Source organism: Algoriphagus aestuariicola (assembly GCF_017254835.1).
Classification (GTDB): Bacteria; Bacteroidota; Bacteroidia; order Cytophagales; family Cyclobacteriaceae; genus Algoriphagus; species Algoriphagus aestuariicola.
In genome coordinates this window covers 485,525-502,539 of sequence record NZ_JAFKCW010000002.1, presented here as the reverse complement: position 1 = coordinate 502,539, position 17,015 = coordinate 485,525, and the positions used below count along the sequence as shown (strand labels likewise).

At 48.0% G+C, this 17,015-nt stretch carries 16 protein-coding genes; 5 read left to right on the top strand and 11 right to left on the bottom strand.

Annotated features, from left to right (window positions below; genetic code table 11):
- Both J0A67_RS09400 and J0A67_RS09395 read left to right on the top strand, forming a co-directional pair.
- On the top strand, positions 1–1,014 hold the full coding sequence (locus J0A67_RS09400) for a hypothetical protein (protein WP_206569057.1): 1,014 nt from the start codon (positions 1–3) through the stop codon (positions 1,012–1,014).
- Positions 1,014–3,866, top strand: a complete 2,853-nt coding sequence (locus tag J0A67_RS09395; RefSeq protein WP_206569056.1) for a PAS domain-containing hybrid sensor histidine kinase/response regulator — start codon at positions 1,014–1,016, stop codon at positions 3,864–3,866. Before J0A67_RS09400 ends, J0A67_RS09395 begins: the two co-directional genes overlap by 1 nt.
- A 33-nt stretch (positions 3,867–3,899) precedes the next feature.
- Here the strand turns inward: J0A67_RS09395 and J0A67_RS09390 are convergent, their stop codons facing one another.
- From J0A67_RS09390 to J0A67_RS09350, 9 genes are all read right to left on the bottom strand, one after another.
- Entirely contained in the window at positions 3,900–5,192 is a 1,293-nt protein-coding gene (locus J0A67_RS09390; protein WP_206569055.1) for a dihydrolipoamide acetyltransferase family protein, read from the bottom strand.
- An 87-nt stretch (positions 5,193–5,279) separates the two neighbouring features.
- Positions 5,280–6,536 (bottom strand): competence/damage-inducible protein A, encoded by a 1,257-nt coding sequence (locus tag J0A67_RS09385; protein WP_206569054.1) that lies wholly within the window; start codon positions 6,534–6,536, stop codon positions 5,280–5,282.
- Positions 6,537–7,322, bottom strand: a complete 786-nt coding sequence (locus tag J0A67_RS09380) for an SDR family oxidoreductase (protein ID WP_206569053.1) — start codon at positions 7,320–7,322, stop codon at positions 6,537–6,539.
- Complete coding sequence (locus tag J0A67_RS09375; protein WP_206569052.1) at positions 7,319–7,822, bottom strand: dihydrofolate reductase; 504 nt, start codon at positions 7,820–7,822, stop codon at positions 7,319–7,321. Before J0A67_RS09375 ends, J0A67_RS09380 begins: the two co-directional genes overlap by 4 nt.
- Positions 7,823–7,913: 91 nt before the next feature.
- Positions 7,914–8,774: a DUF4412 domain-containing protein gene (locus tag J0A67_RS09370; RefSeq protein ID WP_206569051.1), complete on the bottom strand. Its 861-nt coding sequence runs from the start codon at positions 8,772–8,774 to the stop codon at positions 7,914–7,916.
- Positions 8,775–8,888: 114 nt separating this feature from the next.
- Positions 8,889–9,872: a methionyl-tRNA formyltransferase gene (gene fmt, locus J0A67_RS09365; RefSeq protein WP_206569050.1), complete on the bottom strand. Its 984-nt coding sequence runs from the start codon at positions 9,870–9,872 to the stop codon at positions 8,889–8,891.
- Between the two features lie 80 nt (positions 9,873–9,952).
- On the bottom strand, positions 9,953–10,330 hold the full coding sequence (locus J0A67_RS09360) for a hypothetical protein (protein WP_206569049.1): 378 nt from the start codon (positions 10,328–10,330) through the stop codon (positions 9,953–9,955).
- On the bottom strand, positions 10,320–10,709 hold the full coding sequence (locus J0A67_RS09355; RefSeq protein ID WP_206569048.1) for a hypothetical protein: 390 nt from the start codon (positions 10,707–10,709) through the stop codon (positions 10,320–10,322). Before J0A67_RS09355 ends, J0A67_RS09360 begins: the two co-directional genes overlap by 11 nt.
- Before the next feature lie 84 nt (positions 10,710–10,793).
- A complete protein-coding gene (locus J0A67_RS09350) occupies positions 10,794–11,975 on the bottom strand; it encodes an exo-beta-N-acetylmuramidase NamZ family protein (protein ID WP_206569047.1) in 1,182 nt (393 codons plus the stop codon).
- Between the two features lie 40 nt (positions 11,976–12,015).
- Between J0A67_RS09350 and J0A67_RS09345 the strand changes: the two genes are divergently transcribed.
- Positions 12,016–13,233, top strand: a complete 1,218-nt coding sequence (locus J0A67_RS09345; protein WP_206569046.1) for an ABC transporter permease — start codon at positions 12,016–12,018, stop codon at positions 13,231–13,233.
- Here J0A67_RS09345 and J0A67_RS09340 read toward each other — a convergent pair.
- Positions 13,217–13,963, bottom strand: a complete 747-nt coding sequence (locus tag J0A67_RS09340) for a polyprenol monophosphomannose synthase (protein WP_206569045.1) — start codon at positions 13,961–13,963, stop codon at positions 13,217–13,219. The genes J0A67_RS09345 and J0A67_RS09340 overlap by 17 nt on opposite strands.
- Before the next feature lie 96 nt (positions 13,964–14,059).
- Between J0A67_RS09340 and J0A67_RS09335 the strand changes: the two genes are divergently transcribed.
- Both J0A67_RS09335 and J0A67_RS09330 read left to right on the top strand, forming a co-directional pair.
- Positions 14,060–14,941 carry an ATP-grasp domain-containing protein gene (locus J0A67_RS09335; RefSeq protein WP_206569044.1) on the top strand — a complete coding sequence of 294 codons (882 nt, stop codon included), beginning with the start codon at positions 14,060–14,062 and terminating at the stop codon, positions 14,939–14,941.
- Positions 14,942–15,282: 341 nt separating this feature from the next.
- A complete protein-coding gene (locus J0A67_RS09330) occupies positions 15,283–16,023 on the top strand; it encodes an MBL fold metallo-hydrolase (RefSeq protein ID WP_206569043.1) in 741 nt (246 codons plus the stop codon).
- A gap of 140 nt (positions 16,024–16,163) precedes the next feature.
- Here J0A67_RS09330 and J0A67_RS09325 read toward each other — a convergent pair whose 3' ends face one another.
- Entirely contained in the window at positions 16,164–16,964 is an 801-nt protein-coding gene (locus J0A67_RS09325; RefSeq protein ID WP_206569042.1) for a tetratricopeptide repeat protein, read from the bottom strand.
- Between the last annotated feature and the right edge of the window lie 51 nt (positions 16,965–17,015).

The following is a 17,015-nucleotide window of genomic DNA, read 5'->3' as shown; positions in this document are numbered from 1 at the left end:
ATGCGTCTTTTTAGAATAGGCTCGATCAGTCTAGGGGGATTAGCTTTCATGGTGGGTTGCGGTGCTTCGGAGGAGAAATTTCCCGAGCAGGACTTCGAAAAACTCAATGGTGTGATCCAAGAGATGATCTATCATGGGGAAAGGATGGCGACCGATATCGATACCATCGCGCACTACTATGAGGAAATAGTCTCTAAGAAGGACTCCGTCCTGCGGGTGGCACCACCCAGTCCCTATCACTTTGTCGGGGCGATATCCACCAACCTTCCCGGCCAGGATTCCACTCTCAGCTCGGTGATCATCCTCAATTCTACGCCAGATCGCAAAATGGCCGAGGAAGAAGTGGTCTTGACCAATTCACTCGATTCGCTTTTTGCCGAATTTATCAAGGGCAACCCACGTACCGCACAGATTTACTCCAATTCTGCCATGCAGGTAAGCCGGGTATTTCCGGCCTATGACGTCAAAAATATCATTGATACCGACATTGACGTGACCAAGTTCAATTTTTACTATAAGGCCGACTTGGAGCACAATCCCTCAAAAGGCCTCGTTTGGATCCCGGAGCCCTACGTGGATCCAGCGGGAAAGGGTTGGATAATATCGCTCATTCATCCCATTTACGACGGCGATCAGTTATTTGCGGTTTTGGGAGTAGATTTTACTGTCAGCGACTTGGTACAAAACTACATGGATGCCGTGGAGGGGGAAATATTGATGGTAAACGCTAAAGGGGAAATTGTTGCTGGAAAGGCAGGGGCGATTGAATCCCTTAGTATGCCTCCCCTGAAAAACCACGTCTACCGGGAGACTATCCATTCGGATTACTTCAGGATTTCAGATTTCAACCTTTTCAGCAGCAAAAGCAGGGAGGTGAGGGAAATGGCGCAGCAGTTTTTGCTCGAAAAGAAAGACAGGTTTGAGTTTGACGAGGAGACTAATCTCAGCCGGGCGATTTGTGTGCCCTTTATTGGGATAGATTGGTTTTTGATACAGGTATTCCCCAATTATTGATGGCCAGAAAATTCATCGACCGGTCCAACTTTTGGCTGACTTCCATTGTGGGAAGCTTGTTGGTCGTTTTGGTGATTGCTTTGGGCTACAGTTTTTTCAACGCGATTTCCTTTTCGCAGATGAATTCCAGACGGGAGTTTCTGATCAAGCAAACCGAACTTGCGGCCAGGAGCCTGGAAATGGAATTGAGTCGTTTCAAGGAGGAGTCCGGCGTTTTGATGGCATTTCTGGAAGACCCTGACCTGGACGAGGAGGATTTCAAAGACGAGTTTACGGTTGCTGTGAGGAGGACCTTCACGAGTTTTCCCGGGATGCTTGACTCAGTGATGGTGGATATGGTGGATTCCACGCTGGTCTTTGAGATGACGGAAACGAACGATTTCATCAGAAAAAGATCGCTGGTGGCATTTCCGGGGAGAGAGGAAGATTCCCAGCTTTTGGTAAAGGGAGAAGGTGGTTTTCGGATTCTCTACACGCTGGATATCCCTGCCTATACCGAGGAGTACGTTACCAATTTTTACCTGGATCCAGGAGGGGAAAAGTTTCTGCTTTATAAATCCAACCTCATACCACTCCGCCGGTGGGCGAGGCAGCAGCAGGCATTGCTCGACGAGGATGACCTAAACGCGGTCAAAGCCGATATCGGCCTCGGGCTGAAGGGTTTTTATGAGGTGGAATGGGAAAAAGGGGATGAGCAATATTTGGGAATTTTAGCCCAATACCCATTTAGCTACGCCAATTCGGATACTTCTGCCTCCCTGATGTTTTTGGTACCGATGGATGGGCTTACCTCTGGGATCTACAGCACCTACTTTCTCTTGTTTTTGGGTGTGGTAATTCTGCTGATAGGAACGGTGGCGTTTTTTCTCATTTCCCTCAAAGGAAACATCGACTCGATCAAGGTGCAGGAGGAGAACCTCCGGGAGATATCCACCTTGTTTGATCAGCAGAACCTCTTGTTGCAGGAGATGAAGGGCTTCGTGTTTTTTCATGACTACAAGGGTGAAATCACAAAAGTCTCCGACGAGGTGGAGGAAGTCCTAGGACATTCCAAGCAGGAGTTTTTGGAAGCTTTCAAAGTTGATTCCGAGCACCCCGAGGCCAATAACGTCAAATCCGAGACCATCAAAGCCTTGATGGAAGGTAGACATTTGGTGGATTTGGAATATGATTTTACCAAGCCGAATGGGGAAAAGATCAGGGTGAAGGTCTTTGAAAAGCTGCTTTTTGACGAGCAGGGAAGAATGTGTGGCGGGATGGGTATTGGCACAGATATCACGGCGCAATATCTAGCACGGCAGGAATTGGAGCAAAGTGAAAACCGACTTAGGTCCCTGATCAGTAACATACCCGATACCATTTTTATCTATAACAACGAGGGAGTTGTGTTGGATTTTCATGTTCAGGACAGGAAGAACCTCTTCGAATCGGCCAATTCCACCTTGGGTAAATCCCTGCACGAATTTGTGCCCCACGGGCAGGCCGATGATATCGCGAAGGTATTCGAGCGGGCCAAAAATACCAACAGCATCCAAACCATAGATGTCGTCTGGCATACCCCGCTGGGCGAAAGACACTACGAAATGAGGTTTTTTCCTTTGGATGAAAATCAGATCATGTCCATCTCCAAGGATATCACTGGCCAGAAAATCTGGGAAAAGGGCCTAGTCGAAGCGATGAATGCCGCGGATCAGGCAAGCCGCGCGAAATCTGATTTTTTGGCCAATATGAGCCACGAGATCCGCACCCCGATGAACGGCCTGCTGGGCATCATCGATCTGCTGGAAAGTACCAACCTCAACCGGATTCAGAAGCAGTATGTCGAAATCATCAAGAACTCAGGAAACTCTCTCCTGAGCATCATCCGGGATATTCTTGACTATTCCAAGATCGAGTCGGGTAAAATCGATATCCAACCCGTTCCGTTTGACCCCGTTGAGGAGCTGAAAGACCAGATTAAAATCCTTTCAGGGCTGGCCGGCAAAAAGAAAATCAAACTTGAGTTGACCTACGGCGAATTTGAGAAGACAATCTTGGAGGGAGATAAGGGAAAAATCAACCAGGTACTGCTGAACTTGATTGGAAATGCGATCAAATTCACTCCGGAACTGGGAAAGGTTGGGGTGAGAATGGAGTTGAATCCGGTGGATGACTTTTTTCATTTTCTCTCATTCAGTGTGGCGGATTCTGGCATAGGCATAGCACCAGAGCATTTGGAGCATCTGACTGACCCGTTTTATCAGGTGGAAAGTTCGAATACAAGAACCTACCAAGGCACTGGGTTGGGTCTGGCGATCGCCAAGAAGATTGTGGAACTCATGGGAGGCCAACTTGAGATCGAGAGTGAGGTAGGCAAGGGTTCTGTCTTTAAGTTTTCGGTGATCGTAAGGAAAGTAGATCAGAACAGTGTGCCCCAGGCAAACGAAGAGTTGACATGGAAAGACATCCGGGAGATGGGGACGGAGTTTCCGCTGAGGATTCTATTGGCGGAGGACAATGACCTCAATCTTCAACTGATGACTTTGATGTTTCAGCAGCTGGGCTTCGAATTTGAAGTGGCCCAGAATGGAGCCGAGGCAGTGGAAAAAGTCAAGAACCAAGAATTTGACGTAGTTTTGATGGACGTACAGATGCCTTTGAAAAATGGTCTGGAAGCCACCCGCGAAATCAGAACTCTGCTAGGCAAGGAAAATGTGGTGATTATAGGTCTTTCAGCCAACGTGTTTGAGGAAGACAAAAAAATGGCTTTGGATTCTGGGATGAACGATTACCTAACCAAGCCCATTCGTCTTGCTGTGCTTGCGGATCGACTGGAGTATTACTACAGAAAAGTAAGGGAACGGGCGGATTGAATCATGGCTCCGATTTCCCGGAGCCATGTACTATTAGATGTCTGTGCGTAGGTCAAACTCCTCCAGATAATCCGCTACCCGTCGTACAAACATTCCTCCCAAGGCTCCATCTACGACGCGGTGATCGTAGGAATGTGAAAGGAACATCTTGTGGCGTATTGCGATTACGTCGCCCGTAGCTGTCTCCACCACGGCAGGTTTTTTCACGATTGCGCCTACAGCCATGATAGCTACTTGTGGCTGCGGGATGATGGGAGTGCCCATTACGTTTCCAAAGGAGCCAACGTTTGATACGGTATAAGTACCCCCGGCCAAGTCATCGGCAGTGAGTTTGTTGTTTCTGGCGCGGTTTGCGAGGTCATTTACTTTTTTGGATACCCCGACTAGGTTGAGTTGGTCGGCATTTCGGATTACGGGTACGATCAGATTCCCTGAGGGCAGCGCAACAGCCATTCCGATATTAATATCCTTTTTCCTAATGATTCGGTCTCCGTCGACGGAGATGTTGATCATCGGGAAATCCCGAATCGCTCGGGCAATTGCCTCGATGAAAAACGGGGTGAAGGTAATCCCTTCTCCATATTTGGCCCGGTAAGCGTTTTTGTTTTTCTCTCTCCAGAGCACGATGTTAGTCATATCTGCCTCGACAAAGGAAGTGACGTGTGCAGAGATCCGCTTGGACTCAACCATGCGCTGGGAGATCATTTTCCGCATTCTGTCCATTTCGATGATTTCATCCGAAGCGGAAATGCTGACTTGAACTCTGGGCTCGGAGATGGAAGGTGCGGGTTTGGTCGAAGCGGGACTTTCGTGTCTTTTCTGGACATAAGCCAGCATGTCTTCTTTTGTGACGCGGTTTCCCTTTCCGCTTCCCGGAATTTTGGAAAGCTCTGTCATGGAGATTCCTTCTTCCTTCGCGATGTTTTTTACTAAGGGAGAGTAAAAACGTCCATCCTCAGAAATGGATTCCAAGGCTGGAGCAGGCTGAGCCAAAATTGAGGCGGTATTTCCGGGTGCGGCAGCAACGAGTTCTTCTTTCTTGGATTCGGATACTGTTAGCGATACCTCCGCCACCCCATTTTCAGAGTTGGTTTCAATTAAGGCAATTGGTGCTCCTACGGCGATCACTTCACCCTCCTTGGCAAGGATTTTTTTTAGGATCCCACCGTGGGTGGCGGGCACTTCGGTATCGACCTTGTCTGTGGCGACCTCCAATACCGATTCATCCTGTTCGATCGAATCACCTTCCTTCTTCAGCCAGGTGAGGATGGTGCCTTCTATAATACTTTCACCCATTTTGGGCATCAGCATTTCTACACTTGCCATAGCGATTGAAGTAATTTAATTGGGTTTAAATTCAAGATTTAAAATTAAATTTTATATATCTCGTACCCAAACCTTGAATGTAAAATTTTATTTGTTGTTCTGGATCAGACAAATCCTTAGCAAATTCAAAACAGCGACGGCCGTTATTTGAATATTCAGCAATCGATCCTGCCCCAGTTGAAGCTTTCTGGTCTCTACAAAACCCTCTCCGGCACAAGCGATCCAGACCGTACCTACCGGTTTTTCAGCTGTTCCTCCATCAGGTCCGGCTATTCCGCTACTGCTAAGCCCAATATCCGAACCGAAGATTTTTCTCACACCCTGAGCCATCTCTCGGACTGTCTCTTCACTCACCGCACCCTTGGATTCCAGCGTTTGGGCTGAGACCCCCAGAATATATTGCTTAAACTGGTTGTGGTAGGGGACTACCGATCCGTTGAAGTAGGCTGAGCTTCCGGGAATGCTGGTGACCAAATGGGAAACGTAGCCTCCAGAGCAGCTTTCGGCCAAAGCTAAAGTTTTCCCAGACTTCTTCAAAAGATTTCCAGTGGCGGATTCCAGCGTCTCACCGTCATAGCCGTAGACGTAGTTTCTTATGCGCGGCAATACCAGATCGATTTGATCAGCGACTTCGGCTGTGAGTTTTGTTTGGTCGGTCCCAAAAGCCGTCAATCTAAGCCTTACCTGTCCCAAAGAGGGCAGGTAAGCAAGTTTAATATGTTCGGGTAGTGCATTCTCCCAATCACGGATCAGGTCGGCAAGCCAGCTTTCTCCAATCCCAACTGTCTTGACGACTTTGTGATAGATGACTGGCAGCTCAAAAATCTCCGGCAACTTGGGCAGGACAAAGTCCTTCATCAGCTTTTTCATCTCATGGGGAACGCCTGGCATGGACATCCAGTAGCCCCCGTTTTTTTCAAACCACATCCCTGGAGCGGTACCGACTTCATTGGGAACGTAGGTGCAGCAGGAGGGCAGATGGCCCTGCAAGACATTGAGTGGAGTGATTTCTCTACCTCTTTTCAGGAAAAAATCGGTGACGGCAGCGACGGCATCTGGAAATTCGATGATTCCGCAACCGAAGTACTCCGCCAACAAAGGCTTGGTCAGATCGTCTTGGGTCGGGCCCAGACCACCTGTGATCAGGATAAGATCGGCCCGTTTTTCTGCCTCGGCAAAAGCGGCGAGGATGTCATCCCGCCGGTCTCCGACAGTGGTTTTTCTCACCACCTTCACGCCTATGAGATCCAGCTCTTGGCTGATCCAGTGGGAATTGGTGTCCATGATTTGCCCATAGAGCAATTCATCTCCTATTGCGATGATCTCTGCTTTGATGAGTTGCATTTATCTGACTTTGGCTTTTCTGATGATTTTTGAAAAGATGGAAGGAAAAAATCGCTTGATATAGATAGCCATGGTTTCCTTTCCTCCTATGTAGACTTCTTCTTTTTTGCGGGTGATGGCTGCGTAGATTTCTGTTGCACAATCCTCTGGACTCATGCCGTTTGCTTGGGCATCGTCCATCTGACCGAGAGTGCTTCCATCCGCCGTGATCGCGTTGACGGAGACGTTTGTCCGGATGAAACCTGGGCAGATCATCGTGACAGTGATGTGGTCTTTATAGTGCTCGGCTCGAAGTGTGTCAAAAAAGCCATGGAGAGCATGTTTGGATGCAGCATACGAGGAGCGGTAGGGAGAGCCGATGATCCCGACCAGGGAGCTGATCACAGCAAAATGGCCGGACTTTTGGGATATGAAATGCGGGAGCAAAGCTTTGGTCAAGGCAATCGTACCAAAGAAATTTACCTCCATCAGCTTGCGGTCTACCTCCAAGCCCGTCTCCCGGATCAGTGAGCGCTGGCTGATGCCACCGTTGTGCAACATTGCATCCACTTGGCCGAAACGGGCGATTGCTTGGTCAACTTTTGATTCGAAGGAGGGGATATCTGTCAAATCAAGCGGTAATACGAGTACGTCGGAAGGATTGGCACATGCTTCCTTTACTCGATTTAGCTCCCCTTCCTTCCGGGCGGAGATGATCACCCGATAGCCGTTCTGCGAAAATCTCTTGGCCGAAGCTTCTCCTATGCCGGAGGATGCGCCGGTAATCCAGATGACAGGTTTGATCATGATTTCCTTGCTTTTTCGTAAGTCACAAAAGAATAAGGAAATTCGTTTTTCTCGTCCGCCGCGTGGTTCTCTCTTCCCTTTTCTTCCCAAATTCGGGGATCAATCTCAGGGAAAAAGGTGTCGCCTTCGGGGCTTGCTTCGACTTCTGTTATTTCCAGCCTATCGCAGAGATTGATGGTCTCGGCATAGAGCTGTCCCCCGCCAATGACGAAGAGTTTGTCCTCTCCGATTTTGTTGCAGTAGATAAAGGCATCTTCGACGGAGGAAAAGACGTAGTGGCCTTCGGGGGCAGCAAAATTAGGGTTGCGGCTGATGATGAGGTGCGTTCGGTTTGGGAGAGGTTTGCCCAAGGACTCGTAGGTTTTTCTTCCCATCAGGATGTAGTGGCCAGAAGTGAGATTTTTAAATCGCTTAAGGTCAGCCGAAAGCTTCCAGATGAGTTGATTGTCTTTGCCTATGACGTTGTTTTTCGCTTTGGCTACGATAAGAATGATTTCCACAGGGCTTCAAAGTTTGGCTTGAAGTTACCAGTCTTTGGAAAGGAAAAAATGAAAAAGGGTAGAAAAACTACCCTTTTGAACGATTAAACGATTAATTGTCGCTTGCCGACATCATATTGGGATAGTCAGACATCCGGTACTTTCGGGGGCTGTCGGTATCGAGTTCGACTACTTTCATGTCTGTGACCGTTCCATCGTTGTCCGTGAAGACCATTTCCATAAAATTGCCCTTTGGCGCATTGGAAAACATCGAAGTGTATCTGTCGATAGTCTTGCTGGAGACCATTGGATTGCTCTGGGGTGAAAACATGGAGAATCCATCAATCGGCTCCTCGGTGACCCAATATTGTCCATTACCATCTTCAGTTTCTACGAGATATTCTTCGCAGGTATATCCCAGGATTTCCTTGGTATTTCCAGTTTTGGTGATTTTGTAATCGGGTTGCTCAAACTGTTTTTCGGCCTCCTCGTCCACCATTCCCTGCACCTTGTCGTAGTTGAGCTTCATCGCCATACTCGATTTGTTCCCCTCATCCTCCAGCAGGATGACCATCGCCTGGTTTTTGGTGTCCATGATGGTGGTAGTGGTGGTATTTACCTTTTTGGGATCGGCGAAGGCCATTCCCATAAACTCCGTATCCGATGAAAGTAGATATTGCATCCGAAGCGGGTCCTCTGTCTTTCCTTTTTTGTCCGTGCTGGTTACTTCCATCACCATGTATCCGGTAAAGGTGTAGTCGGTCTCGGTGGGAGCGGGCTCCATCATGCCGCCAAACATTCCATCCAAAGCGTCGTTGGTGGCCTTTTCGGACGCGTTTTTTGCCCGGTTGGTAGTGGCATTTTCTACGCCTTGGGCGGCGGCATTTTGGATTTTCTTTAATAGCTGGGCTTCGGAAGGCAACGCAACCATCGCACCAGCCAAAATGAGGATACTTAAAACTGACTTTTTCATAATGCGTACAATTAAAAATTCATCCCTAATTTCCTAAAAATGAGCCGGATTAAAAAGCGTTGGCGGTGATCAGTTTGCAGTTTACATCCTGATTACTGCAGACTGCCCATGAGTTTATAGCTTTAATCCCCGGAGTAACTCCTCAATTTTCATCCGTTTTTTTCCTTCAAGCTGCAATTCCAAAACCTCCAGGGAGCCAGCTCCGGTTTGAAATTTCAAGAAGTTTTTTCCGTCGGATTCCCATTCACCGGCTTCCTTTCCAGAAAGGTTTTTTGCAGAAAAGGCTGACTTGAAGACTTTGCAAGTCTTACCCTGAAACTCTGTCCAAGCGGCAGGATAGGGAGAAAGTCCCCGGATTAGGTTGTGAATGGACTCAGCGGAATTCGACCAAACGATTTTGCCTGTCTCTTTGAAGATTTTTGGGGCGTGGTGGATGGCTTGGGTCTCATCCTGCATGGTCGGATTGACCTCGTTTTTGGAGATTGCTTCGACGGTTTTTACCACCAGATCGGCGCCTATGGTCATCAGTTTTTCATAGACTGTTCCCAAGTCGTCCTCTTCCAAAATCTGGATTTTTTCTTGGAAAATGATGCTTCCTGTGTCGATCTCATGCTTGAGGAAAAATGTCGTGACGCCAGTTTCCTTCTCTCCGTTGATGATGGCCCAGTTAATGGGTGCTGCACCGCGGTAATTAGGCAGGAGGGAAGCGTGGAGGTTGAAGGTGCCGAGGGGAGGCATGCTCCAGACCGCCTCTGGCAGCATACGAAAAGCTACCACGATCTGCAAGTCGGCCTGTAGGTCTTTGAGCTCCTGCTGGAACTCTGGGTTTTTCAGGTTGGTGGGCTGGAGGATGTGCAAGCCCAGTTTTTTAGCGGCTTCCTTCACGGGTGAGCCTATCAGCTTTTGTCCGCGGCCTTGTGGCTTATCGGCAGCGGTGATCACAGCGACCACGTTCCAGCCGCTTTCCACGAGTTTTTCCAGGGCCGGCACGGCAAATTCCGGAGTACCCATATAGATGATGCGGAGGTCTTTTCCTTTTGCTTCAGTATTCAAAATACAGTATTCGATATAATGGAATCCAAAGTTATGGATAACCATGAGGTAGTTGGCAAGCTGGCGGAGTCAAAGTTTCAGTTCTTAGGGATTTGTTGTCAGGAGGAGTTAATGTAAAAATTATGCTAGTCAGCAAATTCTTCGTAGGTGACTCTTCTAGCTAGGGTGTCAAAGTACACTCGATATACAGTGAGGCCCTTTTCGCATTGGTATTTAAATCCATTTTCGTCTAATGACCAGTTGCATTCCTGTACCTTGTCGCAGACGAGAGGCTTAATTTTTTTAGACAACTCAAAATTTGCTGTGGTTGACAGTTTGACCTCATAGATCAGCGCATAGTCACTCAACATATCATGAAATTCATCCTTCAAGACATCCTTTTCATCTGGAAGCGGAAAGCCAATATTTGCCTCAAATCGTTGCTCGCTAGAGGTTCTTATGTCGCATGAAACGCAAAATGAAATTAAGATTGACAGTTTCACAAGCCAACTTCTACTCTTCAAGGGGTCGAGGGTTTTCGTACATAATATTGGTCTTTCTTCCCAAGAAGTAGATTTCCTTCTCCATGCGAATAACTTTGCCAGTCGAATTGTAATGAATCAATACGGTTGAGTCATTTCTCCAGCTTAGTTTCAAAGGTATTGGGCTTGCACTTTGGATATCAAAGATTCCTCCACCTCCGCTTCCAGAAGGAGTTGTTATCCAAGCTGCAACTGAAGTTTGAAATACCGTATCTACATTATAAAACGTTTGGTATTCTATAGCTTTGCCATCAGGAGAGATGACATGGTTTAAATCAGCTAGCCAATTTGGGTTGTTTTGGCTGCAAGAACTAGAGGTTAAAATCAATACCGCAAAATAGTAACCAAGCAATTTTTTCATTTTCAAATTCTGATTAATATCCTCTTCAGATGCTACTTTGGAATTGCAAATACCGAAGAGCATCATCTTGCCTCAAGTCCAGAATCACCGATAAATCAAATACTTTTCCCGCTTGGCCTTGTAGGCATCTAAGCCAGCTTTCCAGCTCTCGCGGATTTCGGATTCGGTCTTTCCGGCGAGGATCTGCTTTTTCAGCTCGTCCGTACCGACCAATGTATTGAAGTAGTTGTTGAAAAATTTCTCTTTCATACCCGACTTGGCGTAGGCGTCCAGCAGGTATCTTAGGGTGAAGTGGTGGTCCATCGATTCTCCTCTTAGGTCCACGCCGTAGCAAAGCTTGTCCTGATGGGGTGGTGTCTTGGACATGCCGTCTATGCTGACAGGAGTAAAGGTGAAGTCGCCGAATTTGGGGTCGGGATAGCCATAAACTTGGAAGGGAAAATAAGTGCCGCGTCCGAGCGAAACTACCGTGCCTTCAAAGAGACAGGTGCTAGGGTAGAGTTTGATCGCCAAGTCGCTGGGTAAGTTGGGCGAGGGTTTTATAGGAAGATTGTAGGCAGTGGTGTGTGTCCAGCCTTTTACCGGAATCACTGTGAGGTCGGCTACTAGGCCTCCCTTGAGCCATTTTTCCCCATTGATCATCTGTGCGAGTTCACCCACGGTCAATCCATGGACTATGGGAATGTTGTGCATCCCCACAAAGGATTCAAAGCCGGGCTTTAGCATGGGACCGTCGATGTAGCCTCCATTCGGATTGGGACGGTCAAAAATAATCACCTTTTTTCCCTGTTCCGCACAGGCCTCCATCACGTAGTGCATGGTGCTGATGTAGGTGAAAAAACGCGTTCCCACGTCCTGCAAGTCGAAGATCACCACGTCCAAATCAGCAATCTGGGCTGCACTGGGTTTCTTGTTGTTCCCATATAATGAGACTATCGGCAGCCCGGTCTTTTGATCGACGCTGTTGTCCACCTTTTCACCCGCATCCGCCGTGCCGCGAAAGCCATGTTCGGGCACGAAGACCTTTTTCACCACAATGCCTTTTTCAAGGAGAAAATCGACCACATGTTTGTTGGCTGATTGGGGTAGGATGCTGGTTTGGTTTCCGACGAAGCCAACCTTTTTTCCTTCGAGCAATGAAAGATACAACTCGGGTTGCTCGGCACCGGTCAGGATAGTCTGCTGTGAAAAAGCCAAAGGAACGTTGCAGAGGGTAAGTGAAAACGCCAAAAAGTAAATCAGGAATGAATTTTTCGTTTGCTTCATGCTATTTTGCGAGGATTTCAAGCCAAATTAATACAAGCCCTTGAACCTTTCCTATTTCATTGCCAAAAGAATCAGTTTCAAGCAGGCCGGAGGTTTTTCGGGTACCATACACCGTATCGCGGTCTGGAGTCTTGCCATTGGTCTGGGCGTTTCCATCCTCGCGTTTATGGTTTTGGGAGGCTTCCAAAACACCGTTTCCGAGCGGGTTTTTGGCTTTACAGGGCACTTTCAGGTTCAACGTTTTCAGATGAGCAATGCCTTTGAGGAGGCGCCTTTTTCGCTGCATTCCGAGTTTGTACAAAATTCCAAGCAACTCGATTTTCTCGTCAAAACACAGTCTTTTGCCCACAAGGCCGCCTTGCTCAAGGGTGATGAAGAGGTAGAGGGCATACTCATGAAGGGCGTGGGGAAAGACTTTGACACCTTGGCTTTCTCAAAATACCTCGTCGAAGGCCGTATGCTTCACCTACCGGACTCGGGAGTGAGCAATGAGGTTTTGTTGAGCCGAATGATCGCCAATAAGTTATTGCTAAATGTCGGTGATAAAGTCACCATGTATTTTGTGCAAAATCCGCCGAGATTCAGAAGGGTAGAGGTAGTGGGGATCTTCGAAACTTACCTGGAGAATTTTGACGAAAAAATCGTCGTCGGTGAGCTGCAGACCATCCGCAACCTCAATGGTTGGACGGCAGATCAGGTGGGCGGTTTGGAGGTTTTTGTCGACGATCCCAAAAAGACGGAGGCCTATTTGCCGCTGATCGAGGAACAGATGGATTTGGATCTGAAGCTGGTGGACAGCCGCAGCAAGTTTCTGGAAATCTTCGACTGGTTGACTTTGCTGGACACCAACGTGGTCGTGTTTATCTCCCTGATAGGCTTTGTGGCGATCTTCAACATGGGTGCGATTCTTTTCATCCTGATCATGGAGCGCACGCAGATGATCGGTCTGCTAAAGGCGATGGGAGCGAGGAATGCGCAGATCCGCCGGATTTTCTTCTGGAACGGGATGAAGATCCTCGGACGGGGACTCATCCTAGGCAATTTGATTGGGATTGGGATAGGCTTTTTGCAAGACCAATTCAAGCTTATCCCTTTGGACGCCGCCAGCTACTACATGAGCTATGTACCGATTCAGTGGAACTGGCCTATTTTTATTTGGCTCAATATTGGAATTGCAATTCTGACCTCGCTGGTGCTGTGGATACCGGTGCTGGTGATCTCCCGCGTTGATCCCATCAAATCTATCCGATTCGATTGAGCTTATAGGGGGAAAAAACACTTTTGATTTTCATCCAGATCACACCCAAAACTGCTTCTTTGAAGATTTTCTGGCTCATTTTGGAGGTTCCTTTGGTACGGTCGGTGAAGATAATCGGTACCTCGATGATTTTGAATCCCAGCTTCCAAGTGGTGAATTTCATTTCGATCTGGAAGGCGTAGCCGATGAACTTGATCTCATCCAGTTTTATTTTCTCGAGTACAGAGCGGTGGTAGCACTTGAATCCAGCTGTGGCATCCTTCACAGGTAGTCCCGTGATGAATTTTACGTAAACGCTGGCGAAATAGGACATGAGCACGCGGCCCATGGGCCAGTTGACCACGTTGACTCCGGTGATATAGCGGGAGCCGATAGCCAAGTCAAAGCTGCGGTCCTTCACCGCTTCGAAGAGTCGGATGAGATCTTTGGGATCATGCGAAAAGTCGCAGTCCATCTCGAAGATAAACTCGTAGTTGCGCTTAAGCGCCCATTTGAATCCCGCGATGTAAGCCGTGCCGAGGCCTAGCTTTCCTTTACGCTCCATCAGGTGAAGGCGCTCAGGATAAGTGAATTGCAGGCTTTTGACAATTGCACCGGTTCCGTCCGGGGAGCCGTCGTCTATGATCAGGAGCTCAAAGTCACCGTCCAGACCCATCACTGACTGTACCATGTCGCTGATGTTTTCCAGCTCATTGTAGGTCGGTATGATGACGAGTTTTCGGTGGGTCATGGCGCTATTACAGGCCAAAAGTAAGCCTTTAGGGGGATTTTTGAAGAGTGGCCGCTGTGAAATTTGCTTAAAAGCTAGTTTTGTGAAAAAAACTCCATGTCTCTACACATCGCCATCGTCAGCTATTTTTCAGTCGGAGCCTATGACACCGGAACAGTCAATGAAGACAAGCTGCTTTCCAGCATATTGGCTGAGCTGGGTATCTCCCATGAGATTGTCGTTTGGTCTGATCCCAACGTCGACTGGGCAAACTATAATCATTTGTTGATCAAGTCTCCTTGGGACTATTTCGATTATTATGCGGACTTTTTGCAATGGATAGAGAAAATCAGATCCATGGGCATCCCCGTACTTAACGATCTCGATACCATTCAGTGGAACTCCAGCAAAGAGTACTTGCTTGAGATTGAGGCCGCGGGCTTTCCGGTGGTTTCAGGATTGATTATGGAGAAGGGGAGTAAGCCCGATTTGGAAAAAATCCGGACGAAAATCGTGGCAGACACAATTGTCGTCAAACCCCTGGTCAGCGGCGGCGCAAAGAACACCTTGAAGATTCCGCTCGCCGAATGGGAAATGTACCACGAAAGGGTAGTTGAACTTGTGCAGGCTGAAGATTTCCTTGCCCAGCCTTACATCGCCGAGGTAGCCGAAGTGGGGGAGTATTCTTTGCTTTTTTTCAACGGGAAGTTTTCCCACGCCGTGCTGAAGACTCCGGCAAAGGCTGACTTCCGCGTGCAGCATTACTTTGGTGGCACGATCCAGGAAATCCAACCCAGCCAAACGATGTTGGACTCCGCCCAAAAGCTAATGGATACCTTCGGAAAAGAGACCCTTTACGGCCGGGTGGACGGAGTGGAAATAGATGGAATCTTCCACCTAATGGAACTGGAGCTGATCGAGCCTTACCTGTTTTTGGCCTTGTCCGAAATAGCGATCTCGAATTATCGGGAAGCATTGAGGGAACGATTGCTTGGCTAGGAAATGGTAAATGGGCCCGTTGAACAATGCAGGGTGCGGAAAAGGGAGTCGCTGGCTGAACTGGATGAATCTGTTCGCAAATGGTTGCTGAGCCGGTCGAAGTATGTCGCCGAGCTTGCCGAAGCGTGGATTTGGTTTTAGTTGAAGATTTCTGTTAAGCTTAGAGGTCTGGTGGACTACGGTTTCCTCGAATTTCGAACCTTTTAGGAGAATTGCTAAAGACCGACTTACAATGAGTAGTCACATAACTTTTGAACCTGCATCGGGTATAAACTTCTTCTTTCACTGAAAATCCAAACATTTTTTTCCAAATTCGATTGAGTACCAAACACCTTAGACTGATGAAAAAACTACTATACCTCCTATTTCTGGTTTCCTTTCTCTCTTTTGGCCAAGACCAAATCCCCGCCCAAAATGGTTCCATCACCATACAGCCCATTCTTCATGGAACCCTGGTTGTGTCCTATCAGGACCTCACCGTGTATGTCGACCCCTATGGAGGGGCAAATGGTTTTGCTGGACAGCAAGCCGCGGATTTGGTGCTGATCACCGACATCCACGGAGATCATCACAATCAGGAAACCTTAGATGGATTGGACCTGAGCCAAGCGACGATCATCGCTCCACAAGCAGTTGCAGAGAAACTACCAAAAGACAGATACAAAGCTGTTGTCGTTTTGGCCAATGGATCTTCCACAGACTTCTCTGGGGCAAAAATCAGTGCAATCCCGATGTATAACCTACCTGAGACTGTCGATAGCCGCCATCCCAAAGGGAGGGGAAATGGCTATGTGGTGGAATTGGGAGGAAAGAAACTCTACTTTTCCGGAGATACTGAAGACATTCCTGAAATGCGGGCCCTGCAAGGAATCGATGTGGCATTTGTCTGTATGAACCTGCCCTACACCATGGATGTAGATCAAGCGGCAAATGCTGTCGCCGAATTCAAGCCCAAGATGGTATATCCTTATCATTACCGAGGAACAGAAGGCCTGAACGACGTGGAAAAATTCAAAACACTGGTAAATGCTGAGGCCCCAAGTGTAGAGGTTAGACTGAGGAACTGGTATCCGGAAAATTAAGGGGATCCTCACAGCCGTCCATTACATCGTCGCTATCCCGGCGTCCATCAAGGTAATGGAGCTTTGATCAGCTCACCTACTGTGGTTCGTCGCCCTTCGGCGAACTCAAGGACCAAGCTCACCTATCTCTAGTTTTCTCATCACAAACAATACTCCTCCAAATGACTCTCGGCATAGTCGCTGCCTTTTTTAGCGGCTTCTCGGATCATCTGGCAGCCTTCGGGATTTCCCATGAGGGCCAGGCAGATGCCTTTTCTTGCTAAGGCTTCGATATGATTGGGTTGATTTTTTAGTATAAAGTCAAAGTCTTCCAAGGCCCAAGGGAGGTATCCAATCTTCAGTAAGGCAAATCCGCGGTTGTACCGGGCGGCGAGATTGTCGGGTTCTTTTTTCAGATAGGTGTTGAAGGATGCCGCGGCACCGTAGACGTCACCCCGGCTGGCGCGGGCCATCCCGGTATAGTAGTAAATTGGCGCAAACTCCGGATCCATCTTTTCGGCCTGCTTGAGAAAGAGCTCCGCGCGCTCCCAGTTTTTCACCATAAGTTGGCTACGGCCGGTGAGGTAGATGATCTCAAAATTTTCGGGATCCATGCTGGCTGCTTTCAGGATATAGAGTTCGGCATCCCGGTAAAACTCCTTTTCGAAGAGAATCTTCCCGATCGCGGCATAGGCTTGGGAATAGGCAGGATCAATGTCAATGATGCGGTTATAGTCATCCAGCGCCTCATCCAGCTCGCCAAGCTCCTCATGGCATCGGGCTCGGATATGGAGGGATTTGATTTCGTTGACGTGGATAAACAAACGTCGGTTGATGGCTTGAATAGCCCTTTCGTATTTTCCATCTCGGTACATCTTTTCAATCTGGTCTGGGTTGGCTGAGCAGGAGAAAAGCAAAAGCGCACATGAGATGATCGTAGATATATTTAAAAGTCGTTCCATGACTAAATAAACAAAAATGGTATCGAAATAGAAAGGGGAATGGGGAAAAAA